Consider the following 25223-nt stretch of genomic DNA (forward strand, 5'->3'; position numbering starts at 1 on the left):
CCCGGGGCCCGGCCGGGGCCCGCGTCAGCCGGCGGCGACCGACTCGAAGCGCCAGCGGTGGACCGGGCGGCCGACCAACGCCGGGTCGGGGTCCGGCAGTTCGGGCAACTCGGCGTCGTACGGGGCGTCCCACCAGGTGATGACGAGGACGCGGTCCTGCGGGGCGCGGAGGGTCTCCCGGCGCAGCGGCGCCGGGGACAGTTCCCGCTCCCGCGCCCAGGCCAGCAGTTCCCCGCCCCGGCCGGGCAGCGCCCGCGCCTCCCACATCAGCGCGACGGTCACGGGTACAGGTTCCCCTCGCCGGTGTGGTGGGCGTGGTCGTGCGCCTCGCCCGGGACGTGCGGTTCGGTGACCGGCAGCGAGGAGTCGGCCGCCAGGTCCCAGTCGGAGGCGGCCCGGTTCCGGGCGACCATCTCGGCGCCGAGCGCGGCCACCATGGCGCCGTTGTCCGTGCACAGCTTGGGCCGGGGCACGCGCAGCCGGATGCCGGCCGCCTCGCAGCGGTCCCGGGCCAGCGCCCGCAGCCGCGAGTTGGCGGCCACCCCGCCGCCGATCATCAGGTGGTCGACGCCCTCGTCCTTGCAGGCCCGGACGGCCTTGCGGGTGAGCACGTCGACGACCGCCTCCTGGAAGGAGGCCGCCACGTCGCGCACCGGCACCTCCTCCCCCGCCGCCCGCTTCGCCTCGATCCAGCGGGCCACGGCGGTCTTGAGGCCGGAGAAGGAGAAGTCGTAGGCGGGATCGCGCGGGCCGGTCAGCCCGCGCGGGAACGCGATGGCGGTGGGGTCGCCCTCGCGTGCGTACCGGTCGATGACCGGGCCGCCGGGGAAGCCCAGGTTCAGCACGCGGGCGATCTTGTCGAACGCCTCGCCGGCCGCGTCGTCGATGGTCGCGCCCAGCGGGCGGACGTCGGAGGTGATGTCGGCCGACAGCAGCAGCGAGGAGTGCCCGCCGGAGACCAGCAGCGCCATCGTCGGCTCCGGCAGCGGCCCGTGCTCCAACTGGTCCACGCAGATGTGCGAGGCGAGGTGGTTGACGCCGTACAGCGGCTTGCCGAGCGCGTACGCGTACGCCTTCGCCGCGGAGACGCCGACCAGCAGCGCGCCGGCGAGTCCGGGGCCGGCGGTGACGGCGATGCCGTCGAGGTCGCGCGCGCTCACCCCGGCCTCCTTCAGCGCCCGGTCGATGGTGGGGACCATCGCCTCCAAGTGGGCGCGGCTCGCCACCTCCGGCACGACCCCGCCGAAACGGGCGTGCTCGTCGACGCTGGAGGCGACGGCGTCGGCCAGCAGGGTGGTGCCGCGGACGACGCCGACACCGGTCTCGTCGCAGGAGGTCTCGATCCCCAGTACGAGAGGCTCGTCGCGGGAGTCAGCCATGGTTGTCGGTTCCTTGTACGGGGTCGGCGCCCGCGGCGGGGCCGCCGCCGGGCGCGGTGGTCAGTCGCATCACCAGGGCGTCCACGTTGCCCGGCTGGTAGTAGCCGCGCCGGACGCCGATGGCCTCGAAGCCGAAGCGCTCGTACAGCTTCCGGGCGCGGGTGTTGTCCACCCGGCACTCCAGCAGCACCTCGGCGCAGTCGAAGGCGGTCGCCGCCCGCAGCAGCTCGGTCAGCAGCCGGGCGCCGAGACCGGTGCCCCAGTGCGCGCGGGCGACGGCGATGGTCTGCACGTCGGCCTGATCGCCGGAGGCGGTGAGCCCCGCGTAGCCGACGATCGCCTCGCCCTCGCCCTCGGCGGCGGGCGCCACGGCGACCACGTACCGCCGGGTCGCCCCGGGGCCGCGGGCGTGGGCCAGCTCGGACCAGAACATCCCCCGCGACCAGGCGTCCTCCGGGAACAGCTCGCGCTCCAGCCGGAGCACGGGGTCGATGTCCCACCAGCGCATCTCGCGCAGCTCGGCAGTCACGGGCCCGGTCACCTCGGGGTGACCACCTTGTAGTTCCTGGGCACCTGCGCGTCCGGCCGGCGCAGGTACAGCGGCCGGGGCGCGGGCAGTTCCTCGCCGGCCGCGAGTCTCCGGACGGCGAGCCGGGCCAGCGCGGCGGCCGACACGTGCTCCGGCTCGTGCGCGCGGGGGAAGACGTCCGGGTAGAGCAGCGCGCCCGCGCCGACGGACGGCAGGCCCGCGACCTCGTCGGCGAGGGCGGCGGGGCGGTCGACGGCCGGGTCGGTCAGCCGGGTGCGGGAGTCGGCGTACCGCGCCCAGTAGACCTCCTTGCGGCGCGCGTCGGTCGCCACCACGAAGGGCTCCTCCAGGTCCGCGGCGTACGCCAGCGCGTCCAGCGTGCACACGCCGTGCACCGGGACGCCGAGCGCGAGTCCGAAGGTGTCCGCGGTCATCAGGCCGACGCGCAGGCCCGTGTACGGGCCGGGGCCGATCCCGACGGCGATGGCGGTGACGTCGGCGAGGCGCGGCCCGGCCTCGGAGAGCACCCGGTCGACGGCGGGCAGCAGCAGTTCCCCGTGCCGGCGCGCGTCCACCTGGCTCGACGAGGCGATGACGTCCGTCCCGTCGTGCAGCGCGACGGTGACGGCGGGTGTGGCGGTATCCAGAGCGAGCAAGAGCACGCGAACAGCCTACGGCGAACGACGGCTCGTGTCGGACGCCCCGGCGAGACCGCCCCCGGCTGCTACCGTCGCCGGAAGCACGACACATGACCGATACGCCCCTTATGACGCCCCTGACGTACCCGCGTGGACGTCCGACGCGTACGACTGCCGAGGTGGTCCCCCGTGGCAAGCAGCAGCGCCGGCGTCGTGGCCGGACTCACCGCCGCGGCGCTCGCGGCGGTGGGCGCCCTCGCCTACCAGGCCGCGGCCCGCGTCCCCGAGGAGATGAGCCGCGCCCACGCGCACGCCGCCCCCAGCCCCGGCGCCTCCAAGGCGCCCCGGGACCGGAACCACCCGGAGGCGCTGCCCGCCGGGTCCGGCAAGGGCGAACGCGTCGTGTACTCCCTGGACGACGACCGGGTCTGGCTGGTCGAGGCGAACGGCAGGGTCAAGCGGACCTTCACCGTCGAGCCCGGCGGCGTCGACCCCGAGCCCGGCTCCTACGCGGTCACGTCCCGCTCGAACGCGATCACCGGGTCGGACGGCGTGCCGGTCGAGCACGTGGTGCGCTTCGCCAGCAACCGGGACGTGGTCATCGGGTTCAGCGCGGCCGTGGACGAGTCGGCCCGCTCCACCTCGTCCGCGGCGACCGGCGGGATCCGGGAGAAGCGCGCGGACGGCGACGCGATGTGGCAGTTCGCCACGATCGGCCAGCAGGTCGTCGTCGTCCCGTAGCGTCCTCGTCGCGGGTTCAGGCGGCCTCGCGGTGCTCGGGGGCGGTGCGGCGGGAAGCCGGTTCGGGTGCGCGCGGCGGTGTCGACACGGCCAGGGCCGCGGCGCCCGCGGCGAGCAGATCCCGTACGGAGACCGAGGGGGCGGTGGGCGGCCTCGACTGGTTCGCGGACTCGGGCATGGACGCCTCCTGACGGGCGGGGGCGGACGTGGTTAGGCATGCCTAACCACGCACTGGATACCATGTCATCACGGCCCGGGTCCGAAACGCAACATCTTGCCGACAACGTGTCGGAACACCCCGAGTGGCCCGCCGCCCCGCGTCCCCACCGGAATCCGGGGTGACGGGGCTCAGGCGGCGAGGGCGTTCAGGTCGGCCGTGCTCCAGCGGGCGCCGAGGCCGGTCAGGGTCACCCGGCGCACGTCGTCGCCGGTGTCGCCGGTGTCGCCGGTGCTTGCGCCGCCGCCGTTCCCGCCGCTGCCGGTTGCGCCGGTGGTCCGCTCGATCCGCAGGTGCAGCCGGTCCTCGGTCAGCTCCTCCACCTTGCCCTCGCCCCACTCCACCACGATCACCGATGCGGGCAGGGAGACGTCCAGGTCGAGGTCCTCCATCTCGTCCAGTCCGCCGCCGAGCCGGTAGGCGTCGACGTGGACCAGCGGCGGACCGTCGCCGAGGGAGGGGTGCACGCGGGCGATCACGAAGGTGGGCGAGGTGACGGCGCCCCGCACGCCCAGCCCCTCGCCGAGCCCGCGGGTCAGCGTCGTCTTGCCCGCGCCCAGCTCCCCGCTCAGCATCACGAGGTCACCGGCGCGCAGCATCTTGGCCAGCCGGCGGCCCAGGTCCCGCATCCCCTCGGCGGAGGTGACGGTGAGCGCGACGGTGGGCGCGCCCTCAGCGGGGTCCTGCGGTGCCGGGTCCTGCGGTGCCGGGTCCTGCGGTGCTGCGTCCATAGCCCCCAACGGTAGCCCCTGACGGCACGGCGCCCGCGCGGGCGAGCAGGTCGGCGAGGCGGTCGGTGACCAGCTCCGGGTGCTCCAGCATGACCAGGTGCCCGGCGTCCGGCACCAGCACCGATTCGGCCTCCGGGAGCAGGTCGGCGATGGCCTCGCTGTGCTCGCTGGGCGTGATCAGGTCCCGCACGCCGGCCAGCACCAGCACCGGCAGCCCGTCGAAGTGGGCCAGGGCCTCGGTCTTGTCGTGGTCGGTGAAGGCCGGGTAGAACTCGGCGACCACGTCGATCGGCGTCGACTCGATCATCCGCTCGGCGAACCGGGCCACCGCCGGGTCGACGTCCCGGGACGCGAACGAGTACCGCTTGATCACCCCGGCGAACAGGTCCGCCGTCGCCCGCCGCCCCCGCTCCACCAGCTCGGCCCGCTGCCCCAGCGCCTTCAGCACGCCCGGCAGCACCCGGCGCACCGCGTTGACCCCGGCCACCGGGAGGCCGAAGCTCACCTCGCCGAGCCGGCCGGAGGACGTGCCGACCAGGGCGACGCCCACCACCCGCTCGCGGACCAGTTCGGGGAAGGCGTCCGCGAGGGCCATCACGGTCATGCCGCCCATCGAGTGGCCGACCAGCACGACCGGGCCCTCGGGCACGGCCGCGTCGATCACCGCCTTCAGGTCCCGGCCGAGCTGCTCGATGGTGAGCGGCGCGCCGTCGCGGGCCTGCGCCACGCCCCGCCCGGAACGCCCGTGGCTGCGCTGGTCCCAGTGCACGGTGCGCACGACGCCGCGCAGGGCGGCGCGCTGGTAGTGCCAGGAGTCCTGGTTGAGGCAGTAGCCGTGACAGAAGACGACGGTCACGGGGGCGGGCTCCCGGCGGCCGAAGAGCCGGCGGCGGCGGGGGGCGGCGGGCTCGGCCTCCGGGGCGACCTCGTCGACCTCGTAGTACAGCTCGGTGCCGTCGTCGGCGTACGCCCGGCCGGGGGTGCCCCGCACCCCGCCGTAGGGTCCCGCCGCGTCGAGGGCGAGCCGCGCCTTCTGGCGCATCCCGCGGCCCACGGTGAGCCGTTCGATCGCCACACCGGCGGCGGCGCCCGCGGCGACCACGCCCAGGGCGACCCCGGCGATGCCGGTGGTCCGGCGCCAGCCGTCCGCGGCGGAGGCGGCGGTCGCCGCGGCGCCCACGGCACCGTCCGCTCTGCTCTCGCTCACGTACGCTCCTCTTCACCGGGCCGCCCGGCGGCTCCCTCTCGTCGCTTTCTCACCCGTACGTGTGAGGCGCACGGGCGGTGACCGGCCGTGCGCCGTACGCGGCGGGCGGGGGCTCCGGGACCGCCCGGGGCCGGCGACCCGACGGGGCCGTCCGCTCCGGTGGGCCGGTGGGCCGGTGGCCCGCCGCCCGGTGGCCGCCCGGTCCGGCAGACCGGTCTAGGCCCGCTCACCGTCAACGTAGACGCGGGGCACCCGTGTTCCGACGCGGGTGACGATCTCGTACCCGATGGTGCCGGCGGCCTGCGCCCAGTCCCCGGCGGTGGGCTCGCCGCCGTCGCCGGGGCCGAACAGCACCGCCTCCGTGCCCGCGGCGGGCCGGTCGCCGCCGAGGTCGACGGTGAACTGGTCCATCGCGATCCGCCCCGCCACCGTGCGCCACTTGCCGTCGACCAGCACCGGGCCGGTGTGCGAGGCGTGGCGCGGGACGCCGTCCGCGTAGCCGAGCGGGACGAGGCCGAGGGTGGTCGGGCCGGGGGTCGTGTAGTGGTGCCCGTAGCCGACGCCGTGGCCGCCGGGGACGTCCTTGACCAGCGCGAGCGACGCGGACAGCCGCATCACCGGGCGCAGGCCGAGGTCGGCGGGGGAACCCAGCTCGGGGCTGGGCGAGACGCCGTAGAGGGCGATGCCGGCCCGGACCAGGTCGAAGTGGCTCTCCGGGAGGGTCAGCGTGGCCGCCGAGTTGGCGATGTGCCGCACCTCGAAGCGGGCGCCCCGCTCCTCGGCCCGCTCGGTCATCTCGCAAAAGCGCGCGAGCTGGGCGGCGGTGGCGGGGTGTCCGGGCTCGTCGGCGCAGGCCAGGTGGGACCAGACGCCGGTGATCCGGATCAGCCCCTCGCGCTCGGCGCGCAGCGCCTCGCCGACCAGCTCGTCCCAGTCCCCGGGCTGGCAGCCGCCGCGTCCGAGGCCGGTGTCGGCCTTCAGGTGCACGCGGGCGGGGTGCCCCGCCCGCCGGGCGGCCTCGCCGACCTCGTCCAGCGCCCACAGCGCGCCGACGGAGACGTCCAGGCGGGCCTCGACGGCCTCGCGCCAGGGCCCGCCGGGCGTCCAGAGCCAGCACATGATCCGCACGTCCTCGGGGAGGTCCGCCCCGGCGCGCAGCGCGAGGGCCTCCTGCGGGGTGGCGGTGCCGAGCCAGTTCGCTCCGGCGGCCACGGCGGCGCGGGCGCAGGGGATCGCGCCGTGGCCGTAGGCGTCGGCCTTGACGACGGCCATGAAGGACGCTCCGGGGGCCCGTTCGCGCAGGGTGCGCACGTTGGCCCGCAGGGCGGCCAGGTCGATCTCCGCGCGGGCCCGCAGGGGCGCGGTCCGGCGGCCAGCATTCTCAGTCATCGTCCACCAGTCTCTCAGGAGCACCCCGCCCCCCTGCCTCCGGCCACGTGCCGGGAACGGTACGGGGAAGGGGCGAGCCACCCCGCGGACGGGACGCCGGGCCGGCGGGTGGCTCATGACCGGCGACGACGCCGGGCGAGGCACGCCAAGCACCGGCGCCGAAGCATAAACCCCGGCCCCCGCGAACGAGCCGCCCCGGGCTCGGATGTGTCCGCACGGAGACCGGTCGCCCACCACCCGGCCCGCCCGAGCCGCGCCGCCCCGCCGACGGGACCGGGGGCGGTGGCCGGGGGCCGTCACCGCCGCGACCGCCCGCCGGGCCGACGGCGCCCCGCCCCGGGCGGCGACCGGCCACGCGGCCCCCGTCCGGCAGCGTCCCCGCGCCGGGGCCGGACCGGCACCGCCGCGCCGGCCCACGCAGCGGCCTCGGCCGCACCTTCGAACCGACGGGCACGGCGGCCCCCGGGGCTGGTGACGGCCACCCGCGCCACGCCCCCGACCGACGGCGCCCGCCCCCGGACAACGCCCCCCGACCGACCGCGACGCCCTGCCCCCGGACAACGCCCCCCACCCGACCGACCGCCCGCCCGCGCCGGACGGCGCCCGCGTGCCGCCGGTCCGGGGGCGGGCGCGGGCCCTCAGTCGTCCTCCGCCGCCTCCCGGACGTTCCGCCACGCCCGGGGGATCGCGTCGGCGACGTCGTGCGCCCCGGCGGGCGCGTGCCGGGCCGCGAGCCGGCCGGCGAGTCCGTGCACGTACGCGCCCGCGCTCGCCGCGTCCAGCGCCGGGAGCCCCGCCGCGAGCAGGGAGCCGGCGAGCCCCGACAGGACGTCCCCGCTGCCGGCGGTGGCGAGCCAGGGCGTGCCGGTCGCGTTGGCCCGCACGGGCCCGCCGTCGGGCGCGGCGACCACCGTGGTCGAGCCCTTGAGCAGCACGGTCGCCCGGTACCGCCCGGCCAGCTCCCGTACGGCGTCCAGCCGCGCCCCCTCGACCTCGTCCCGGCCCACGCCGAGCAGGGCGGCGGCCTCACCGGCGTGCGGGGTCATCAGCGTGGGTGCCGTGCGCCGGCGCACGTCGCGGGCCGGTGCCAGCCGCAGTCCGTCGGCGTCGACGAGGACGGGCACGTCCTGGGCCAGCACCTGTGTGACGGCGCGGGCGTCGTCGCCGGCGCCGGGTCCCACGACCCACGCCTGCACGCGCCCCGCCCTCTTCGGCCCCTGGTCGGAGACGAGGGTCTCGGGGTAGCGGGCGATCACGGCGTCGGCGGCGGGCCCGACGTAGCGCACCGCGCCCGCGCCGCCGCGCAGGGCGCCGGAGACGGCGAGGACGGCGGCGCCGGGGTAGCGGGCGGAGCCGGCGGCGATGCCGACGACGCCGCGCCGGTACTTGTCGCTCTCCGCGGCGGGCACCGGCAGCAGCCGGGCCACGTCGGCGTGCTGGAGGGCCTCCAGGAGGGGGTCGTCGGGGAGTTCCAGGCCGATGTCGACGAGCCTCACCGACCCGGCGTGTTCCCGGGCGGGGTCGACGAGCAGGGCGGGTTTGTGGGTGCCGAAGGTGACGGTCAGATCGGCGCGGACGGCGGCGCCGCGCACCTGCCCGGTGTCGGCGTCGACGCCGCTCGGCAGGTCGACGGCGACGACGGCGGCCCGGGAGCGGTGGGCGGCCTCGGCGAGCGGCACGGCCTCGGCGCGCAGCCCGCCGGTGCCGCCGATGCCGACGATGCCGTCGAGGACGAGGTCGGCCCGCTCGACGGGGGGTACGCCGTCGGCGGCGGGGACGGTGATACCGCCGGCCCGGCGCAGCGCGGCGAGCCCGCCGGGGTGCGCGCGGCCGGGGGCGAGCAGGACGGCGGTGACGCCGGCACCGCGCCGGGCGAGGCGGGCCCCGGCCCAGAGGGCGTCGCCGCCGTTGTCGCCGCTGCCGACGAGCAGGACGACACGGCTGCCGTAGACGCGGCCGAGGAGCTCGGCGCAGGCGGCGGCGAGACCGGCCGCGGCCCGTTGCATCAGGGCGCCGTCCGGCAGCCGTGCCATCAGGGCCCGTTCGGCGGCCCGGACCGTCTCCACGTGGTACGCAGTACGCATGCCGTGCAGTCTTCCCCGTGTGGCGGGAGCGTCACGGACCGCACCGCCGAACGCGTCAGCCCTCCGCGATGACGACGGCCGAGGCCACGCCCGCGTCGTGACTCAGGGACACGTGCCAGGACGACACGCCGAGTTCGGCGGCGCGGGCCGCGACGGTCCCGGTGACGCGCAGGCGGGGCCGGCCGCTGTCCTCGACGTACACCTCGGCGTCGGTCCAGAGCAGGCCGGCGGGGGCGCCGAGCGCCTTGGCCAGCGCCTCCTTGGCCGCGAAGCGCGCGGCGAGCGAGGCGACGCCCCGGCGCTCGCCGCCGGGCAGCAGCAGTTCGCTCTCCAGGAAGAGCCGCCGCGCGAGCGCGGGCGTCCGCTCCAGCGCCGCCCCGAACCGCTCGACCTCGGCCACGTCGATCCCGACCCCGACAATCCCCATGCCGAGCACCTTACGACGCCGCGCCCGCGGTTCCGGTTCCCTGCGTGCGCACCGGCGTCGGGGACGCGCCCCTTCGGGCCCCGCGGCGGGCGGGCGTCATTCCACCGTCACCGACTTGGCGAGGTTGCGGGGTTGGTCGACCTCGTTGCCGCGGGCGGTGGCGAGTTCGCAGGCGAAGACCTGGAGGGGGACCGTGGCCACCAGGGGCTGGAGGAGGGTGGGGGTTGCCGGGACCCGGATCAGGTGGTCGGCGTAGGGCACGACCGCCTCGTCGCCCTCCTCGGCGATGACGATGGTCCGCGCGCCCCGGGCCCGGATCTCCTGGATGTTGGACACGATCTTGTCGTGGAGCACGGAGCGCCCCCGCGGGGACGGCACGACCACGACGACCGGCAGGTCCTCCTCGATCAGCGCGATGGGACCGTGCTTCAGCTCGCCCGCCGCGAAGCCCTCGGCGTGCATGTAGGCCAGTTCCTTGAGCTTCAGGGCGCCTTCGAGGGCGACCGGGTGGCCCACGTGCCGGCCGAGGAAGAGCACCGTGTCGTGGTGGGCGAGGGAGCGCGCCAGTTCCCGTACCGGCTCCATGGTCTCCAGCACGCGTTCCACCGATCCGGTGATCCGGGACAGGTCGCGGATGACGTCGCGGATCTCGTCCCCGTACTTGGTGCCGCGCACCTGCCCGAGATAGAGGGCGACGAGGTAGCAGGCGACGAGCTGGGTGAGGAACGCCTTGGTCGAGGCGACGGCGACCTCGGGCCCGGCGTAGGTGTAGAGCACCGCGTCGGACTCGCGCGGGATGGTGGAGCCGTTGGTGTTGCAGATGGCCAGCACCCGGGAGCCCTGCTCGCGGGCGTGCCGCAGCGCCATGAGGGTGTCCATGGTCTCCCCGGACTGGGAGATGGCGACCACGAGGGTGCGCTGGTCGAGGATGGGGTCGCGGTAGCGGAACTCGCTGGCCAGCTCCACCTCGCAGGGGATGCGCGTCCAGTGCTCGATGGCGTACTTGGCGATCAGCCCGGCGTGGAAGGCGGTGCCGCAGGCGACGATGACGACCTTGTCCAGCTCGCGCAGCAGTTCCGGGGGGATGCGCACCTCGTCGAGGGTGAGCGAGCCGGAGCCGTCGACGCGGCCGAGCAGGGTGTCGGCGACCGCCTTGGGCTGCTCGGCGATCTCCTTGAGCATGAAGGAGGCGTACCCGCCCTTCTCGGCGGCCGAGGCGTCCCAGTCGACGTGGTACGAGCGGACGTCGGCCGGACGGCCGTCGAACCCGGTGACCGAGACCCCGTCCCGGCGCAGCTCGACGACCTGGTCCTGGCCCAGTTCGACGGCGTCCCGGGTGTGCGCGATGAACGCGGAGACGTCGGAGGCGAGGAAGGACTCCCCGTCGCCGACCCCGACCACCAGCGGTGAGTTGCGGCGGGCGCCGACCACCACGCCGGGCGCGTCCGCGTGCACCGCGACCAGCGTGAACGCGCCCTCCAGCCGCCGGCACACCTGCCGCATCGCCTCGGCGAGGTCGGCGCGGCCGGAGTACTCCTCGGCGAGCAGGTGGGCGACGACCTCGGTGTCGGTCTCGGAGGCCAGCGTGTGACCGCGGCCCTCCAGCTCGGCGCGGAGGTGTGCGAAGTTCTCGATGATGCCGTTGTGGACGACGGCGACCCGGCCCGCGTTGTCGAGGTGCGGGTGGGCGTTGGCGTCGGTGGGGGCGCCGTGGGTGGCCCAGCGGGTGTGGCCGATGCCGGTGGTGGCGGCGGGCAGCGGGCGCTCGGCGAGTTCCTTCTCCAGGTTGACGAGCTTCCCGGCGCGTTTGGCGGGAGCGAGGACGCCGTCCGCGAGCACGGTGACGCCCGCCGAGTCGTAGCCCCGGTACTCCAGCCGTTTGAGCCCGGCCATCACGATGTCGAGCGCCGAGCGAGACCCCACATAACCCACAATTCCGCACATGACCGAAAGACTACGGTCAGCTTCGATCGCCAACCTGTCGTCACGTGCCCGAAATCGGAAATTCCCACCGGGGCACGAACGCCCCGGTGGGAAAAAACGCAGCCGTTCCGCGGGCCCGGCCGACCGGTCCGGGCCCCGGCGAGAACCGTCAGCCGAGCTTCGGGAGCTGCGCGTCCACCAGCTCCGCCGGGAACGCGAAGTCCTCACCCGTGGCCGCGGAGGCGAAGTTGACGGCCGTGAACGAGGCGAGCGTGGCGCCCTTGCGGACCACGACGACCTTCTGCGGCATCTTGACGTCCTCCTCGGCGGCCACCGTCAGGGTGAAGGCGAGGCCCTCGTCCCCGCCCTCGGGCGCCTCGGTCACCGCGACCTTCTCGACCTTCAGCTCCTCGCCGAGCACGGTCGTGGTGAACCCGCCGGAGCACTTCCCGGCCGCCTCGGCCAGGTCCTTCAGCGGCTGCTCGGCACCGCCCTCGTAGGAGGAGAGCGTCACGAACGCCTGGTCCACGGCCATGGAGGCGAGCAGCATCTCCTCCGGGGACAGGTCGCCCGAGGGCTTCTCGGGCTCACGGGTCCAGGACCGCTTCACGGTGGCCGCGGGGTCGCCCTGGGCCACGCCGCTCTGCGCGTGGGCGAGCGGCAGGCAGGCGGCGTCGTCGGACGTCACCTTGTCCTTGGTGGCGTCCTCGTCCGCCGCGATCTTGTCGGTGACCTTGCCGCTCTTGAGGTCCGCCTGGGTCAGCGCGGCCTTCTCCAGCTCGTCGGCGGTGAGCGGCTTGGCCGCCGGGGCGGCCGACGCGGTCGGGTCGGCCTTGGCGTTGCCGTCGTCCTTCTTGCCGTCGTCCGAGGAACCGCCGCAGGCGGTGACCAGGAGGACCAGGGCGGCGGCGGAGGCCGCGAGGGCGGTACGGCGGACGGCGTGGGTTGTCACGTCGGGCAGCTCTTTCTTCCGGACCCATGGAGGAGCCCACAGGCTTCGCGCGCACCTTACGCACAGGACGCACACAGTTGATCTTCGTGTCTCGACCCGGTACCCGACCGTGACAGGGACGTGATCCACCGTGCCCCCCGGCTGCGGCCGGCCGCGCCCCGAGCCCTCGCCGCCCACCGCCGCTCACGCCTCCCACCAGCGTCTTCCGCCCCCTCCGCGCCCAAGACCACGCGCCCGCCGGCCCCCGGCCCGCCGCCCCGCCCGCCCGTCCGTCGCGCCGCCCACCGGCACGCCCCTCGCCCCGCCGGCGTCCGTGCCACCCGGGCGTGACGGAGCCCACCTGCCGCCCCGTTCGAACTCCGTTAACAATGGAATGTGATCTCTCCGGTCTCCTCGCTGTCCCAGAGCGCCCACCGGCCCCGGCCGGAGGCGACTCCCTACGTCGACCTCACCCGCGCCGAGTGGAGCGCGCTGCGCGACAAGACACCGCTGCCCCTGACCGCGGAAGAGGTCGAGCAACTGCGCGGCCTCGGCGACGTCATCGACCTCGACGAGGTGCGGGACATCTACCTCCCGCTCTCCCGCCTGCTCAACCTCTACGTCGGCGCCACCGACGGCCTGCGCGGCGCGCTCAACACCTTCCTCGGCGAGAAGGGCTCCCAGTCCGGCACCCCCTTCGTCATAGGGGTCGCCGGCTCGGTCGCGGTCGGCAAGTCCACCGTGGCCCGGCTGCTGCGCGCCCTGCTCTCCCGCTGGCCCGAACACCCGCGCGTGGAGCGGGTCACCACCGACGGCTTCCTGCTGCCGACCCGGGAGCTGGAGGCCCGCGGACTGATGTCGCGGAAAGGCTTCCCCGAGTCGTACGACCGCCGCGCGCTGACCCGCTTCGTCGCCGACGTCAAGGCCGGCAAGGACGAGGTCACCGCCCCCGTCTACTCCCACCTCATCTACGACATCGTCCCCGACGAGAAGCTGGTCGTCCGCCGCCCGGACATCCTCATCGTCGAGGGCCTCAACGTGCTCCAGCCCGCCCTGCCCGGCAAGGACGGCCGCACCCGGGTCGGCCTCGCCGACTACTTCGACTTCAGCGTGTACGTGGACGCCCGCACCGAGGACGTCGAGCGCTGGTACCTCAACCGCTTCCGTCGGCTGCGCGAGACCGCCTTCCAGGACCCCTCCTCGTACTTCCGCAAGTACACGCAGGTCTCGGAGGAGGAGGCCCTCGACTACGCCCGCACCACCTGGCGCACCATCAACAAGCCCAACCTGGTGGAGAACGTGGCCCCCACCCGCGGCCGGGCCACGCTGGTCGTGCGCAAGGGACCCGACCACAAGGTCCAGCGGCTGCGGCTGCGCAAGCTGTGACACCGGGCCTGTTACAAAGGGCCGCATGCTGCACCTGCGCCTGATCGTCCCGGCAGACCGGACCGCCGAAGCCGTCGACCTGATCGACCGGACGGTCGGCACCGCCCACCTCGTGGTGCTGCCGGGCGCGGCCCGCGACCCCGCCGGTGACGTCGTGCTGTGCGACGTCGCCCGCGAAACCGGCGACGAGCTGATCAGCGGCCTCCAGGACCTGGGCGTCGACCGCGGCGGGGCCATCACCGCCGAGAGCCTCGACCTCTCCCTGTCGCGGCAGGCGGAGCGGGCCGAACGGGAGGCTCCCGGCGAGGCGGCCGACGCGGTGCTGTGGGAGCAGTTGGAGGAGGCGACGCAGGAGGAGTCGACCCTGTCGATCACCTACGTCGCCTTCATCACGCTCGCCACGATGATCGCGGCCTGCGGCGTGGTGCTGGACAACGCGGTGCTGATCGTGGGCGCGATGGCGGTCGGCCCGGAGTTCGGCCCGCTGGCCGGCATCTGCACGGCGATCGTGCAGCGGGCGCCGCGGCTCGCCCTGCGCTCCGCCCTCGCGCTGGTGCTGGGCTTCGCCGCGGCGATGGCGGTGACGGCGGGCTTCACCCTCTTCATGGACGCGGTGGGGCTGTTCGGCAGGGACCGGCTGGAGGGGGCGCGGCCCAACACCGGCTTCGTCGCGGCCCCGGACTGGTTCTCGTTCGTGGTCGCGGTGCTCGCCGGCATCGCCGGGACGCTCTCACTGACCTCCGCCAAGTCGGGGGCCCTGGTCGGCGTGGCGATCTCCGTGACGACGGTGCCCGCCGCGGCGAACGCGGCCGTCGCCCTCGTCTACGGCGACACCCACCAGAGCTGGCACTCGGCACAGCAACTGGTGCTCAACCTGTTCGGGATCGTCCTGGCCGGGACGCTGACGCTGCTCACCCAGAAGGCGCTGTGGGCCTGGCGCCGTCCGCGGACCACGCGCCCGGCCCGCCCGCGCGGCCGGCGGGGGTCACGGCCCGCCTGACGCCTCCCCGCCGGCCCGGGCCCGTGGTGCCGGCCCGGCCTCCTGCCCGCGGCCCGACGCGCGGCGACCGCCTCAGCCCAGGGCCGACTTGACGGCGTCGGCGAGCCGCCCCGCGACCGAGCGGGCCTGCTCGATGTCGGACGCCTCGACCATCACGCGGACCAGCGGCTCGGTGCCGGAGGGGCGCAGCAGGACCCGTCCGGTGGTGCCCAGTTCGTGCTCGGCCTCGGTGACCGCGGTGGCCAGTTCGGCGGAGGTCCGCACCCGCGTCTTGTCCACGTCGGGCACGTTGACCAGGACCTGCGGCAGCCGCTCCATGACGGAGGCGAGGTCCCGGAGGGTACGCCCGGTCTCGGCGACCCGCGCGGCCAGCATCAGGCCGGTCAGGGTGCCGTCGCCGGTGGTGGCGTGGTCGAGGATGATGACGTGCCCGGACTGCTCGCCGCCGAGCGCGAAGCCCTCGGCCTTCATCTTCTCCAGGACGTACCGGTCGCCGACCGCGGTCTGCACGAGCCGGATGCCCTCGCGCTCCATGGCCAGCTTGAAGCCCAGGTTGGACATGACGGTGCCGACGACGGTGTCGCGGCGCAGCGCGGAGCGCTCCCGCATCGACACCGCGAGCACGGCGAGGATCTGGTCCCCGTCGACCTCGGCGCCGGTGTGGTCCACGGCCAGGCAGCGGTCGGCGTCGCCGTCGTGGGCGATACCGAGGTCGGCGCCGTGCTCGACGACGGCCGCTTTGAGCAGGTCGAGGTGGGTGGAACCGCAGCCGTCGTTGATGTTGAGGCCGTCCGGCACCGCGCCGATGGTGACGACATCGGCCCCGGCCCGCGCGAACGCCTCGGGCGAGACCCGGGACGCCGCGCCGTGCGCCTCGTCGAGGACGATCTTCAGCCCGTCCAGCCGGTTGGGCAGGACGCCGACGAGGTGGGCGACGTACTGGTCCAGGCCCTCGTCGTAGTCGCGCACCCGGCCGACGCCGACGCCGGTGGGCCGCTCCCAGGGGGCGCCGGTGCGGTGCTCGGCGTAGACGGACTCGATGCGGTCCTCCAGCTCGTCGGCGAGCTTGTGGCCGCCGCGGGCGAAGAACTTGATGCCGTTGTCGGGCATGGCGTTGTGGCTGGCGGAGAGCATCACGCCGAGGTCGGCGCCGAGCGCGCCGGTGAGGTGGGCCACCGCGGGCGTCGGCAGCACGCCGACCCGCAGCACGTCCACGCCGGCGCTGGCCAGCCCCGCCACCACGGCCGCCTCCAGGAACTCGCCGGAGGCCCGCGGGTCCCGCCCGACCACGGCGGTGGGCCGGTGCCCGGCGAAGGTGCCCGCCTCGGCCAGTACGTGCGCCGCGGCGACCGAGAGGCCGAGCGCCAGCTCGGCGGTCAGGTCCGCGTTGGCGACGCCCCGCACGCCGTCCGTGCCGAAGAGTCGTCCCACTTGTCCTCCTGAGGAAACGTCAAGTTCCAGAGCGCTGAGGTGCGGCCCGCGCAGACGGCTCCCGGTTCCGGGGCACATGATGACCCTGGCACTGATCCAGCCATCCGGTCACACAAGCCTTTGAACGTCTTGTGTCGTTATACGCCTAGTGGCGGTGAGAAACGAACGCCCCGGCAGCACTGTGGCGTGCCGCCGGGGCGTTCGGAGTACGTGGAGCGAGCCGGACCGGCTCGCGGTACGCACGAGCAGGCAGCGAGCTTAGCGCTTGCTGTACTGCGGAGCCTTGCGGGCCTTCTTCAGACCGGCCTTCTTCCGCTCGACCGCGCGGTCGTCGCGGCGCAGGAAGCCGGCCTTCTTCAGGGGGCCGCGGTTGTTGTCGACGTCGGCCTCGTTCAGCGCGCGGGCGACGCCCAGGCGCAGGGCACCGGCCTGACCGGAGACACCGCCGCCGGCGATACGGGCGACGACGTCGTAACGGTCGTCCAGCTCGAGCACCTTGAAGGGCTCGTTGACCTCCTGCTGGTGCACCTTGTTCGGGAAGTAGTCCTCGAGGGTGCGGCCGTTGATCTTCCACTTGCCGGTGCCCGGGATGATCCGGACACGGGCGATGGCGTTCTTGCGGCGGCCCAGGCCGGCGGCCGGCTGCGGCTCGCCGAAGCGGGAGGCCAGCGACTCCGAGGTGTACTCGCCCTCGACGGGGACCTCGGACTCGGTGGTGTAGCTGTCGATGTCGATCTCTTCGAGCGGCTGCTCGGCAGTGGTCTCGGCCACGATGCTCCTCAGATTCTCTTCAGTCTTAGGGGGTGGCCGTACTTACTGCGCGACCTGGGTGATCTCGAACGGCACCGGCTGCTGGGCGCCGTGCGGGTGCTGGTCACCCTTGTAGACCTTCAGCTTCGAGAGCATCTGACGGCCCAGGGAGTTCTTCGGGAGCATGCCCTTGACGGCCTTCTCGACGGCCTTCTCCGGGTTCTTGTCCAGCAGCTCGTCGTAGCGCACCGAGCGCAGACCGCCGGGGTAGCCGGAGTGGCGGTAGGCCAGCTTCTGGCTCCGCTTGTTGCCGGAGAGGTGCACCTTGTCGGCGTTGATGATGACGACGAAGTCACCGGTGTCGACGTGGGGCGCGTAGATCGGCTTGTGCTTGCCACGCAGGAGGGAGGCGGCGGTGGAGGCCAGACGACCCAGGACGACGTCCTGGGCGTCGATGACGTGCCACTGGCGCGTCACATCGCCGGGCTTGGGGCTGTACGTACGCACGGTTCGTAGCCTTCGCTTCTTCAGTGATTGGTCCTGACAAGGTCACCGAAGACGATCAGACAGCCCTGACCGCACTGCGGTGACGCAAACCGCGTGCAGGTCGCTGGTCATCGGTCTCGGTCGACCGGTGTAAGGGCCCCTCACGTGAGAATGAGCAAGCCAATACACATAACGACTGTGCAGAATACCCGGGCCGCGCCAGCGGGGTCAAAACGGGGTCGCCGGCGCACGTACCGCCTCACGCGCGCCCCCTGCGCGCCCCTCCCCGCCGGGCGGCCCGGAGCCGGCGCGGGCCCGCCCGGCCACCGTCACGGCGAGGACACAGAGCGTGAACGCGTCCTTGAAGGCACGCCGCCGCTCCGCCTCCAGCCACGGCCACGGCACCCCGGGAACCTGCGGCACCAGGGCGATCCAGAACCCGGGGCGCCGCGCCGCCGACCCCGCCGCCGGCAGCCCGGCGAGCAGCACCGGCAGCACCACCAGGAGGTAGTGGTCGTACGAGGGCCGGGACACGAGGAACGCCGAGAGCATCAGCCCCGCCCCGGTCTCCGCCAGCCGCCCGGGACCCGGGTCCGCCCGCCGCCAGCGCAGGTACGCGCAGAGCACCCCGGCCCCGGCCGCCAGCAGCGCGGCGCCCTCCGCGAACACGGCCGGCACCCCGAGCCGGGGCAGCACGGCCGCCGGGGACGCCTCGTAGAACCGGACGAAGCCGTCGTCGCCGTGGAGCAGGAAGGGCAGGGTGCGGGTGACGAAGCCGGCCGGGTCGGGCATCAGCAGCGCCGCCGCGGCGGAGGCCAGCACGGGCGGCAGTACGGCGGCGGCCAGCGCCCTCGGCCGGCGGGCGAACACGAACAGCAGGGCCACCGGCGCGAGCAGCGGCTTGAGCGCGACGGCCGCCCCGACCACCGCGCCCGCCGCCGTCCACCGCCCCCGGCTCGCCAGCAGCAGACACAGCGGCAGGGCCACCACCGCCACCACCGTCCAGTTGCCGAGCCGCACCAGGTGGCCGAAGGGCGCGAAGCCCGCCGCGAGGGCGAGCGGTCCGAGCGCCGCGAGGCGGCTGCGAAGCGGCACCCCGTGCAGCCGCAGCGCACAGCCCCAGGCCAGCACCAGCAGGGCCGTCACCGCGCACGGCACCAGCACGCGGAGCACCGCCCCGGGCAGCAGCGCCTCGGGCACGGCGGCCGGCACCGCGCTCGGCAGGTACAGGAAGTGCGGGTCGTCGTAGGGGGAGCCGCCGGCGAGCCAGGTGCGGGCCGCCCGGACCACGATCGCGTTGTCCATCCCGCCGTCCGGCGCCGACCGCGCGGCACTCGCCGCGATCGCCGCCGGCACCGCCGCGGACACCGCCCACAGGTACCGCTCGGCCGGTCGCACCAACCACCCGGAGATGTCGTCTTTGCCCGTCCGCATGGCAGGAACGCTAGGCGCTGCACGGCCCTCGGAGGCGGACCAGCACGCCTCCAGGCCCGTCTAAGATGCCGCCCATGAGCTTTGGGCAGGGGGGACCTCAGTCACCGTGGGATCCCTGGAAACCGCACTCTCAGCAAGAAGGACCCTGGACCGGCGACGGTGACCGGACACCCGACTGGGCCGCCCTCGCGGAGGCGTCGGAGGCGCGTGCCCGACGGCGCCGGATGCTGTTCGTCGGCGGCGGCGCGCTGGCCACCGTGGCGATAGCCGGCGCCGTCGCCGTGGCGGTCGTCTCGGCGAACGGCTCCGACAAGACGCCGGCCTCCTCGCAGGGGCCCACGACGGACCTGCCGAGCCAGTCCGGCGGGCCGTCCTTCGCCCCGACCAGCGCGCCGCCGCCGCTGGACCCGAAGGAGTTCATCTCCAGCGCGGCCAAGGACAAGGCGCCCCTCGGCCCGGACCTGCTCTTCCCCGGCACCCAGCTCACCCAGGGCGACGCGGTCTACAAGAAGGGCCCGACCGCCGACACCCGCACCTGTTCCTCGGCCGTCCAGGGCACCCTGCCCCAGGTCCTGGACGCCAACGGCTGCACCCGCCTGATCCGCGTCACCTACACCCGCGACGACATCGCCGTCACCGTCGGCGTGGCCGTCTTCGACACCGAGGCGCAGGCCGCGAAGGCCAAGGGCGAAGCCGACAGGAAGAGCCTCGTGCGCTCGCTGTCCGGCGGCGGGGTCGAGTCCTTCTGCACGGGCGCCGTCTGCCGCTCCACCACCAACGCCTACGGCCGCTACGCCTACTTCACGGTCGGCGGCTTCACCGACGGCGAGAACGTGACGGAGCAGGCCACCGACGTCTTCCGGGCCGGCGACGACCTGGCCGAGTTCGCCTTCCGCCAGATCCACCGCCGCGGCGAGGCCCAGGCGTCCGCCGCGGCCACCGCGAGCTGACCCGGGGCCGCACGCCCGGTCAGCAGCAGCCCCCCGCCCCCGGAAGGGTGCGGCGGTTGCGGGACTCGCGGTTGCGGGCGGCGAGCAGGTGGTCCGGCGGGTAGCCGACCTCCTCCAGCGTCAGCCCGTGCGGGCGCACCACGTGGACGGCCGAGTCGCGGACGCCCGCCGCCAGCACCTTGGCGGGCCAGTCGGGCGCGCGGTGGCCGTCGCCGACGAACAGCAGCGCCCCGATCAGGGAACGCACCATGTTGTGGCAGAAGGCGTCCGCCCGGACCGTGGCGGTGACGATGCCGTCGTCGCCGCGGCGCAGGCTCAGCTCCTGGAGGGTGCGGATGGTCGTCGCGCCCTCCCGGCGCTTGCAGTAGGCCGCGAAGTCGTGTTCCCCGAGCAGACCCCGGGCGGCCTCGTTCATCGCGTCCACGTCCAGCGGCCAGTCGTGCCACAGCACGTGGCCACGCAGCAGCGGGTCGGCGCCGCCGGGGGCGTCGGTGACCCGGTAGGCGTAGCGCCGCCAGACCGCCGAGAAACGGGCGTCGAACCCGGCCGGAGCCTCGGTGAGGGACCACACCCGCACGTCCTTGGGGAGCCGCCCGGCGAGCCGCTTCAGCAGTTTCTCCCGGTGCTCCGCCCACAGTTCCCCGGGCAGGTCCACGTGGGCCACCTGGCCCCGCGCGTGCACCCCGGCGTCGGTCCGCCCGGCCACCGTCAGCTCGTACGTCGTCTCCCTGGACCGCGTGACCGTGCGCAGCGCGTCCTCGATCTCCCCCTGCACGGTCCGCCGGCCGCCCGCCTGCCGGGCCCAGCCGGAGAACTCCGTGCCGTCGTAGGAGAGGTCCAGGCGCACGCGTACGTGTCCGGGCCGTACTTCGTCACTCACCTCTAGATCCTCTCAGGTGCCGGGGCACCCCCGGTACGCGAAAGCGGGCCCGCCCCGCAGGGGGCGGACCCGCTCACCGCGAGACGGTGTCTCAGGCGTCCTTGTCGTCCTTGGCGTCCTCGGCCGGAGCCTCGGCAGCCTCGACGGCCTCGGCCGGCTGGGCCTCGGCGGCCTCGTCCTTCCTGAGGGCGTCCTCCTTGACCGCGCGCTTCGTCGCGGCCTCGGCCTCACCGGTGGCCTCCTGCGCCACGGTCAGCGCCTCGACCAGCTCGATGACGGCCATGGGCGCGTTGTCACCGCGGCGGTTGCCCACCTTGGTGATCCGGGTGTAGCCACCCGGGCGGTTCTCGTACCGCGGGCCGATCTCGGTGAAGAGCGTGTGGACGATGCCCTTGTCCGTGATGACCTGGAGCACCTGGCGGCGGTTGTGAAGGTCGCCCTTCTTCGCCTTGGTGATCAGACGCTCGGCGTAGGGCCGCAGGCGGCGGGCCTTCGACTCGGTCGTCTTGATGCGGCCGTGCTCGAAGAGCGACTTCGCGAGGTTCGCGAGGAGCAGCTTCTCGTGCGCGGCGCTGCCGCCCAGACGGGCACCCTTGGCGGGCTTCGGCATGGTGATTCTCCTAGGTGTCTGCCCCGGCCGTACCAGGTACCGGGGTCAGTATCCGAGCAGGCGGTCGCCTGTCGGAGATCCGGGGGCCCGCGCGGGGCCCCCGGAGGCGGGACCGGTCAGCGCCGATCGAGCCGGACGGGCCGGGTCAATCAGTACTGCTCGGTCTCCACGAATCCGGCGTCCGCGTCGTCGTCGGCGCCGAAGGCGTCCGCCGCTGCGGTCGGGTCGAATCCAGGCGGGCTGTCTTTGAGGGCGAGTCCCATCCCCGCGAGCTTCGCCTTGACCTCGTCGATCGACTTGGCGCCGAAGTTGCGGATGTCGAGCAGGTCCGCCTCGGAGCGCGCGACCAGCTCGCCCACCGAGTGGATGCCCTCGCGCTTGAGGCAGTTGTACGACCGGACCGTGAGCTCCAGCTCCTCGATCGGCAGCGCCAGGTCGGCGGCGAGCGCGGCGTCCGTCGGGGACGGGCCCATGTCGATGCCCTCGGCGTCGATGTTCAGCTCGCGGGCGAGGCCGAACAGCTCGACGAGGGTCTTGCCGGCCGACGCCATGGCGTCACGGGGACGCATGGCCTGCTTGGTCTCGACGTCGACGATCAGCTTGTCGAAGTCGGTGCGCTGCTCGACACGGGTGGCCTCGACCTTGTAGGTGACCTTCAGCACGGGGCTGTAGATCGAGTCGACCGGGATACGGCCGATCTCCTGGCCGACCTGCTTGTTCTGCACGGCGGAGACGTAGCCGCGACCGCGCTCGACGGTCAGCTCCATCTCCAGCTTGCCCTTGCCGTTGAGCGTGGCGAGGACGAGGTCGGGGTTGTGCACCTCGACACCGGCCGGGGGCGCGATGTCGGCGGCGGTGACCAGACCCGGGCCCTGCTTGCGCAGGTACATCACGACCGGCTCGTCGTGCTCCGAGGAGACCACGAGCTGCTTGATGTTGAGGATCAGGTCGGTGACGTCCTCCTTGACGCCCGGCACGGTGGTGAACTCGTGCAGGACACCGTCGATGCGGATGGACGTGACCGCCGCACCCGGGATCGAGGAGAGGAGCGTACGGCGCAGCGAGTTGCCGAGGGTGTAGCCGAAGCCCGGCTCCAGCGGCTCGATCACGAACCGGGAGCGGAACTCGTCGACGACCTCTTCGGTCAGAGAGGGACGCTGAGCGATCAGCATGTGTGCATCCTTCAGTCAGGGGCGCCCGCTATATGACGCCCGACCATGTACTGCAAGGGTACGGGCGGCACGACCGGAAAGAGCCGTACCGCCCGCGAGACCCGGTGAAGCGAGCGTCAGACGCGACGGCGCTTCGGCGGACGGCAGCCGTTGTGCGGCGTCGGGGTGACGTCCTGGATGGAGCCGACCTCGAGGCCGGTCGCCTGGAGCGAGCGGATCGCGGTCTCACGACCGGAACCCGGGCCCTTGACGAACACGTCGACCTTGCGCATGCCGTGCTCCTGCGCGCGGCGGGCGGCCGACTCTGCGGCCATCTGCGCGGCGAACGGCGTCGACTTCCGCGAGCCCTTGAAGCCGACGTGGCCGGCGGAGGCCCAGGAGATCACGTTGCCCGTGGGGTCGGTGATCGAGACGATCGTGTTGTTGAACGTGCTCTTGATGTGCGCGTGGCCGTGAGCGACGTTCTTCTTTTCCTTGCGGCGCACCTTCTTGGCAGCGCCCTGACGACCCTTGGGGGGCATCTACTAACTCCTACGGGAGGTGGTCGGTCCTACAGCGAAGACCGTGGACAGGGGTCCGCTGCGGACTACTTCTTGCCGGGCTTCTTCTTGCCGGCGATGGCGCGACGCGGGCCCTTGCGGGTACGCGCGTTGGTGCTGGTGCGCTGACCGCGGACGGGCAGACCACGACGGTGACGCAGACCCTGGTAGGTGCCGATCTCGACCTTGCGGCGGATGTCGGCCTGGATCTCGCGACGGAGGTCACCCTCGGTCTTGATGTTGTTGTCGACGTACTCGCGGATCGCGACGAGCTGCTCCTCGGAGAGGTCGCGGACGCGGGTGTTCGGGTCGACGCCGGTGGCGGCCAGCGTCTGCTGCGAAAGGGTCCGGCCGATGCCGAACACGTAGGTGAGGGCGATCTCCACGCGCTTTTCGCGCGGGATGTCAACACCGGATACGCGTGCCATTCAATGGCTCCAGTTGATTGTCGGAGGTCTTCCACAGAACCGGCTCCCGGACCGCCGTACCAGGTACGGACCGGGTCCCCGGCCTCCGAACCGGGGGTGTCGGGCACCGAGGTGCCCGGGTTCTGCGTATGTACGTTCAGCTCGCGTCGCGCGAAGTCCTGCGAATCGCGGAGGGACGGTCGAGCGTCAGCCCTGGCGCTGCTTGTGGCGCGGGTTGTCGCAGATGACCATGACCCGGCCGTGACGGCGGATCACCCTGCACTTGTCGCAGATCTTCTTGACGCTCGGCTTGACCTTCATGGGGTGAGGTTCTCCGGGTCAGTTGCCGGCGACCCCGCGCGGACGCGGGGTGTGGGCAAGATCTACTTGTACCGGTAGACGATCCGGCCACGGGTCAGGTCGTACGGAGAGAGCTCCACCACGACCCGGTCGTCAGGGAGGATGCGGATGTAGTGCATGCGCATCTTGCCGCTGATGTGTGCCAGGACCTGGTGGCCGTTCTGGAGCTCGACCTTGAACATGGCGTTCGGAAGAGACTCGACGACAGTGCCCTCGATCTCGATGGCACCTTGCTTCTTGGCCACGCTTCGCCCTTCGAATCGACTACCTTGATCGACTCCCGCGCACCGATGGTGTGCATGCGGACATGCGGGTGCACCAGAGCCGACGAGTCAGTCTACGTCAGCAGCCTCGGAAAGGCGAAACGAGGAAGTCTGCCCCATCCGGGCGATCGTTATGCGCGGGGCCCCCGTCCGGGCGTGGCGCCCGGCCCGGTCCGGTGACCGGTGCGGCCCGCGGGGTCGGAGTGCCCCCGCGGGGCCCTCGCCACCGGCGGGGCGGGTGTGACCGCTGCCCGCGGAGCGTCACGGCCGGGGGCTGACATGACGGGCGGGGCCACAGTCACAGGCCGGACTGATGCGACCCTTCGGGGCCGCCGTGGCAGCCGTGGCAGATGGGGACGGGGTGACCGGCGGGGCGGCAGCCACAGGCGTGCCGCGGGCGCCCGCGCGGCCCCGGGCGGTCAGGCCAGCGGGTCCGGCGCCGCGGTGATCCCCAGCTCGGCCAGCTTCGCCTTGCCGCCGTCCGGGGCGGTCAGCACCAGCGGGCCCCGCTCGGTGAGGGCGACGGAGTGCTCCCAGTGCGAGGACCAGGTGCCGTCCGTGGTGACGACGGTCCACTCGTCCTCCAGCACCTCGGTGCGCGGGGTGCCGAGCGAGACCATCGGCTCGATCGCCAGGCAGAAGCCCGGCACCAGCCGCGGGCCCTTGCCGCGCCGGCGGTCGACGTAGTTCAGCAGGTGCGGGTCCATGTGCATCTCGGTGCCGATGCCGTGGCCCCCGTAGTCCTCGATGATCCCGTACTTGCCGCCGCCCGGCTTGGGCTGGCGGCGGATGTACGTCTCGATCGCGCGGGAGACGTCCACGAGCCGGTTGCCCTGCTTCATGGCCGCGATCCCGGCCCACATCGACTCCTCCGTCACCCGCGACAGCTCGACCAGCTCCGGGGCGTGGCCCGAGCCGACGAAGGCGGTGAAGGCGGCGTCGCCGTGCCAGCCGTCGATGATCGCCCCGCAGTCGATCGAGATGACGTCCCCGTCCTTGAGGACGACGTCGTCGGAGGGGATGCCGTGGACGACGACCTCGTTGACCGAGGTGCAGATGGTGGCCGGGAAACCGCCGTATCCGAGGAAGTTCGGCTTGGCGTCGTGCTCCGCGAGCACCTTGCGGGCGACCTGGTCCAGGTCCCGGGTCGTGGCGCCGGGCACGGCGGCCTCGCGCGTGGCCGCGTGGATGGCGGCGACGACCAGCCCCGCCTCGCGCATCTTGGCGATCTGCTCGGGGTTCTTGATCTGCACCATGGGGACTGCGGCCTTTCTGGACCGGGACGAGAGACGTTCCAACGATACGGGGCCGCCGCACACCCCCGGCACCGCCCGGCCGCGGCCGGAGCCGCCCCGGACA

Annotated in this window: 28 protein-coding genes; 4 read left to right on the top strand and 24 right to left on the bottom strand. The window is 73.8% G+C overall.

Features of this window, described 5'->3' with window-relative positions:
* Nucleotides 1-24: 24 nt before the first annotated feature.
* The 4 genes from VM636_RS11945 to tsaB are packed head-to-tail and all read right to left on the bottom strand — an operon-like array spanning nucleotide 25 to nucleotide 2570.
* The gene (locus tag VM636_RS11945; RefSeq protein ID WP_030420801.1) at nucleotides 25-282 is read right to left on the bottom strand and encodes a hypothetical protein; all 258 of its coding nucleotides are present in this window, start codon (nucleotides 280-282) and stop codon (nucleotides 25-27) included.
* Entirely contained in the window at nucleotides 279-1379 is a 1101-nt protein-coding gene (tsaD, locus tag VM636_RS11950; protein ID WP_030420802.1) for a tRNA (adenosine(37)-N6)-threonylcarbamoyltransferase complex transferase subunit TsaD, read from the bottom strand. The genes VM636_RS11945 and tsaD overlap by 4 nt, the downstream gene beginning before the upstream one ends.
* A complete protein-coding gene (gene rimI, locus VM636_RS11955) occupies nucleotides 1372-1887 on the bottom strand; it encodes a ribosomal protein S18-alanine N-acetyltransferase (protein ID WP_107439854.1) in 516 nt (171 codons plus the stop codon). The genes tsaD and rimI overlap by 8 nt, the downstream gene beginning before the upstream one ends.
* 29 nt (nucleotides 1888-1916) lie before the next feature.
* A complete protein-coding gene (tsaB, locus tag VM636_RS11960; RefSeq protein ID WP_030420804.1) occupies nucleotides 1917-2570 on the bottom strand; it encodes a tRNA (adenosine(37)-N6)-threonylcarbamoyltransferase complex dimerization subunit type 1 TsaB in 654 nt (217 codons plus the stop codon).
* 165 nt (nucleotides 2571-2735) lie between these two features.
* Between tsaB and VM636_RS11965 the strand changes: the two genes are divergently transcribed.
* Nucleotides 2736-3287: a hypothetical protein gene (locus tag VM636_RS11965; protein ID WP_030420805.1), complete on the top strand. Its 552-nt coding sequence runs from the start codon at nucleotides 2736-2738 to the stop codon at nucleotides 3285-3287.
* A 16-nt stretch (nucleotides 3288-3303) separates the two neighbouring features.
* Here VM636_RS11965 and VM636_RS11970 read toward each other — a convergent pair whose 3' ends face one another.
* The 8 genes from VM636_RS11970 to VM636_RS12005 form a co-directional block, all read right to left on the bottom strand.
* Nucleotides 3304-3465 carry a hypothetical protein gene (locus VM636_RS11970; RefSeq protein WP_199809396.1) on the bottom strand — a complete coding sequence of 54 codons (162 nt, stop codon included), beginning with the start codon at nucleotides 3463-3465 and terminating at the stop codon, nucleotides 3304-3306.
* Between the two features lie 170 nt (nucleotides 3466-3635).
* The gene (gene tsaE, locus VM636_RS11975; RefSeq protein ID WP_053913242.1) at nucleotides 3636-4235 is read right to left on the bottom strand and encodes a tRNA (adenosine(37)-N6)-threonylcarbamoyltransferase complex ATPase subunit type 1 TsaE; all 600 of its coding nucleotides are present in this window, start codon (nucleotides 4233-4235) and stop codon (nucleotides 3636-3638) included.
* Entirely contained in the window at nucleotides 4177-5442 is a 1266-nt protein-coding gene (locus VM636_RS11980) for an alpha/beta hydrolase (RefSeq protein WP_338484347.1), read from the bottom strand. Before VM636_RS11980 ends, tsaE begins: the two co-directional genes overlap by 59 nt.
* A 216-nt stretch (nucleotides 5443-5658) precedes the next feature.
* A complete protein-coding gene (gene alr / locus VM636_RS11985; RefSeq protein ID WP_030420808.1) occupies nucleotides 5659-6831 on the bottom strand; it encodes an alanine racemase in 1173 nt (390 codons plus the stop codon).
* A 638-nt stretch (nucleotides 6832-7469) separates the two neighbouring features.
* Nucleotides 7470-8915 carry a bifunctional ADP-dependent NAD(P)H-hydrate dehydratase/NAD(P)H-hydrate epimerase gene (locus VM636_RS11990; RefSeq protein ID WP_030420809.1) on the bottom strand — a complete coding sequence of 482 codons (1446 nt, stop codon included), beginning with the start codon at nucleotides 8913-8915 and terminating at the stop codon, nucleotides 7470-7472.
* A 55-nt stretch (nucleotides 8916-8970) separates the two neighbouring features.
* Entirely contained in the window at nucleotides 8971-9342 is a 372-nt protein-coding gene (locus VM636_RS11995) for a holo-ACP synthase (RefSeq protein ID WP_030420810.1), read from the bottom strand.
* Nucleotides 9343-9438: 96 nt separating this feature from the next.
* Nucleotides 9439-11286, bottom strand: a complete 1848-nt coding sequence (gene glmS, locus VM636_RS12000; protein ID WP_030420811.1) for a glutamine--fructose-6-phosphate transaminase (isomerizing) — start codon at nucleotides 11284-11286, stop codon at nucleotides 9439-9441.
* Between the two features lie 148 nt (nucleotides 11287-11434).
* Nucleotides 11435-12217, bottom strand: coding sequence for a hypothetical protein (locus VM636_RS12005; RefSeq protein WP_338484351.1), 783 nt, complete (start codon nucleotides 12215-12217; stop codon nucleotides 11435-11437).
* 375 nt (nucleotides 12218-12592) lie between these two features.
* Here VM636_RS12005 and coaA point away from each other — a divergent pair, with 375 nt between their 5' ends.
* Both coaA and VM636_RS12015 read left to right on the top strand, forming a co-directional pair.
* Complete coding sequence (gene coaA / locus VM636_RS12010; RefSeq protein ID WP_030420813.1) at nucleotides 12593-13582, top strand: type I pantothenate kinase; 990 nt, start codon at nucleotides 12593-12595, stop codon at nucleotides 13580-13582.
* Nucleotides 13583-13607: 25 nt separating this feature from the next.
* Nucleotides 13608-14582, top strand: a complete 975-nt coding sequence (locus tag VM636_RS12015; RefSeq protein WP_030420814.1) for a DUF389 domain-containing protein — start codon at nucleotides 13608-13610, stop codon at nucleotides 14580-14582.
* Between the two features lie 72 nt (nucleotides 14583-14654).
* Here VM636_RS12015 and glmM read toward each other — a convergent pair whose 3' ends face one another.
* From glmM to VM636_RS12035, 4 genes are all read right to left on the bottom strand, one after another.
* A complete protein-coding gene (gene glmM / locus VM636_RS12020; RefSeq protein ID WP_030420815.1) occupies nucleotides 14655-16013 on the bottom strand; it encodes a phosphoglucosamine mutase in 1359 nt (452 codons plus the stop codon).
* A gap of 258 nt (nucleotides 16014-16271) precedes the next feature.
* Nucleotides 16272-16784 carry a 30S ribosomal protein S9 gene (gene rpsI, locus VM636_RS12025; protein WP_030420816.1) on the bottom strand — a complete coding sequence of 171 codons (513 nt, stop codon included), beginning with the start codon at nucleotides 16782-16784 and terminating at the stop codon, nucleotides 16272-16274.
* A gap of 42 nt (nucleotides 16785-16826) precedes the next feature.
* Entirely contained in the window at nucleotides 16827-17270 is a 444-nt protein-coding gene (gene rplM, locus VM636_RS12030) for a 50S ribosomal protein L13 (protein WP_030420817.1), read from the bottom strand.
* A gap of 207 nt (nucleotides 17271-17477) precedes the next feature.
* A complete protein-coding gene (locus VM636_RS12035) occupies nucleotides 17478-18683 on the bottom strand; it encodes a glycosyltransferase 87 family protein (RefSeq protein WP_053913246.1) in 1206 nt (401 codons plus the stop codon).
* A gap of 74 nt (nucleotides 18684-18757) precedes the next feature.
* On the opposite strand from VM636_RS12035, the gene VM636_RS12040 reads away from it, so the two are divergent.
* On the top strand, nucleotides 18758-19633 hold the full coding sequence (locus VM636_RS12040; protein ID WP_030420819.1) for a hypothetical protein: 876 nt from the start codon (nucleotides 18758-18760) through the stop codon (nucleotides 19631-19633).
* A gap of 19 nt (nucleotides 19634-19652) precedes the next feature.
* On the opposite strand, the gene truA is transcribed toward VM636_RS12040, so the two are convergent.
* The 8 genes from truA to map form a co-directional block, all read right to left on the bottom strand.
* A complete protein-coding gene (gene truA, locus VM636_RS12045; RefSeq protein WP_030420820.1) occupies nucleotides 19653-20513 on the bottom strand; it encodes a tRNA pseudouridine(38-40) synthase TruA in 861 nt (286 codons plus the stop codon).
* A 91-nt stretch (nucleotides 20514-20604) separates the two neighbouring features.
* Nucleotides 20605-21123 carry a 50S ribosomal protein L17 gene (gene rplQ / locus VM636_RS12050; RefSeq protein ID WP_030420821.1) on the bottom strand — a complete coding sequence of 173 codons (519 nt, stop codon included), beginning with the start codon at nucleotides 21121-21123 and terminating at the stop codon, nucleotides 20605-20607.
* Nucleotides 21124-21272: 149 nt separating this feature from the next.
* Nucleotides 21273-22295, bottom strand: a complete 1023-nt coding sequence (locus VM636_RS12055; protein ID WP_003966937.1) for a DNA-directed RNA polymerase subunit alpha — start codon at nucleotides 22293-22295, stop codon at nucleotides 21273-21275.
* Nucleotides 22296-22411: 116 nt separating this feature from the next.
* A complete protein-coding gene (gene rpsK / locus VM636_RS12060; protein WP_003948617.1) occupies nucleotides 22412-22816 on the bottom strand; it encodes a 30S ribosomal protein S11 in 405 nt (134 codons plus the stop codon).
* A gap of 65 nt (nucleotides 22817-22881) precedes the next feature.
* The gene (gene rpsM, locus VM636_RS12065; RefSeq protein ID WP_004984507.1) at nucleotides 22882-23262 is read right to left on the bottom strand and encodes a 30S ribosomal protein S13; all 381 of its coding nucleotides are present in this window, start codon (nucleotides 23260-23262) and stop codon (nucleotides 22882-22884) included.
* Nucleotides 23263-23448: 186 nt separating this feature from the next.
* Nucleotides 23449-23562 carry a 50S ribosomal protein L36 gene (gene rpmJ / locus VM636_RS12070; protein WP_003974245.1) on the bottom strand — a complete coding sequence of 38 codons (114 nt, stop codon included), beginning with the start codon at nucleotides 23560-23562 and terminating at the stop codon, nucleotides 23449-23451.
* Between the two features lie 62 nt (nucleotides 23563-23624).
* Nucleotides 23625-23846 (bottom strand): translation initiation factor IF-1, encoded by a 222-nt coding sequence (gene infA / locus VM636_RS12075; protein WP_003948620.1) that lies wholly within the window; start codon nucleotides 23844-23846, stop codon nucleotides 23625-23627.
* A 437-nt stretch (nucleotides 23847-24283) separates the two neighbouring features.
* Nucleotides 24284-25120: a type I methionyl aminopeptidase gene (gene map / locus VM636_RS12080; protein WP_030420822.1), complete on the bottom strand. Its 837-nt coding sequence runs from the start codon at nucleotides 25118-25120 to the stop codon at nucleotides 24284-24286.
* Nucleotides 25121-25223: the final 103 nt, after the last annotated feature.

Source organism: Streptomyces sp. SCSIO 75703 (assembly GCF_036607905.1).
Taxonomy (GTDB): domain Bacteria; phylum Actinomycetota; class Actinomycetes; order Streptomycetales; family Streptomycetaceae; genus Streptomyces.

Excerpts from the sequence above, each read along its gene's own strand:
- rpsM (WP_004984507.1), bottom strand. The coding sequence starts at position 23,262 with ATGGCACGCGTATCCGGTGTTGACATCCCGCGCGAAAAGCGCGTGGAG.
- tsaE (WP_053913242.1), bottom strand. The coding sequence starts at position 4,235 with ATGGACGCAGCACCGCAGGACCCGGCACCGCAGGACCCGGCACCGCAG.
- VM636_RS11990 (WP_030420809.1), bottom strand. The coding sequence starts at position 8,915 with ATGCGTACTGCGTACCACGTGGAGACGGTCCGGGCCGCCGAACGGGCC.
- VM636_RS12040 (WP_030420819.1), top strand. The coding sequence starts at position 18,758 with ATGAGCTTTGGGCAGGGGGGACCTCAGTCACCGTGGGATCCCTGGAAA.
- rimI (WP_107439854.1), bottom strand. The coding sequence starts at position 1,887 with ATGCGCTGGTGGGACATCGACCCCGTGCTCCGGCTGGAGCGCGAGCTG.
- rplQ (WP_030420821.1), bottom strand. The coding sequence starts at position 21,123 with ATGCCGAAGCCCGCCAAGGGTGCCCGTCTGGGCGGCAGCGCCGCGCAC.
- VM636_RS12035 (WP_053913246.1), bottom strand. The coding sequence starts at position 18,683 with ATGCGGACGGGCAAAGACGACATCTCCGGGTGGTTGGTGCGACCGGCC.
- VM636_RS12055 (WP_003966937.1), bottom strand. The coding sequence starts at position 22,295 with ATGCTGATCGCTCAGCGTCCCTCTCTGACCGAAGAGGTCGTCGACGAG.
- map (WP_030420822.1), bottom strand. The coding sequence starts at position 25,120 with ATGGTGCAGATCAAGAACCCCGAGCAGATCGCCAAGATGCGCGAGGCG.
- glmS (WP_030420811.1), bottom strand. The coding sequence starts at position 11,286 with ATGTGCGGAATTGTGGGTTATGTGGGGTCTCGCTCGGCGCTCGACATC.
- tsaD (WP_030420802.1), bottom strand. The coding sequence starts at position 1,379 with ATGGCTGACTCCCGCGACGAGCCTCTCGTACTGGGGATCGAGACCTCC.
- rpmJ (WP_003974245.1), bottom strand. The coding sequence starts at position 23,562 with ATGAAGGTCAAGCCGAGCGTCAAGAAGATCTGCGACAAGTGCAGGGTG.
- VM636_RS11995 (WP_030420810.1), bottom strand. The coding sequence starts at position 9,342 with ATGGGGATTGTCGGGGTCGGGATCGACGTGGCCGAGGTCGAGCGGTTC.
- rpsK (WP_003948617.1), bottom strand. The coding sequence starts at position 22,816 with ATGCCCCCCAAGGGTCGTCAGGGCGCTGCCAAGAAGGTGCGCCGCAAG.
- VM636_RS11970 (WP_199809396.1), bottom strand. The coding sequence starts at position 3,465 with ATGCCCGAGTCCGCGAACCAGTCGAGGCCGCCCACCGCCCCCTCGGTC.
- alr (WP_030420808.1), bottom strand. The coding sequence starts at position 6,831 with ATGACTGAGAATGCTGGCCGCCGGACCGCGCCCCTGCGGGCCCGCGCG.
- VM636_RS12015 (WP_030420814.1), top strand. The coding sequence starts at position 13,608 with ATGCTGCACCTGCGCCTGATCGTCCCGGCAGACCGGACCGCCGAAGCC.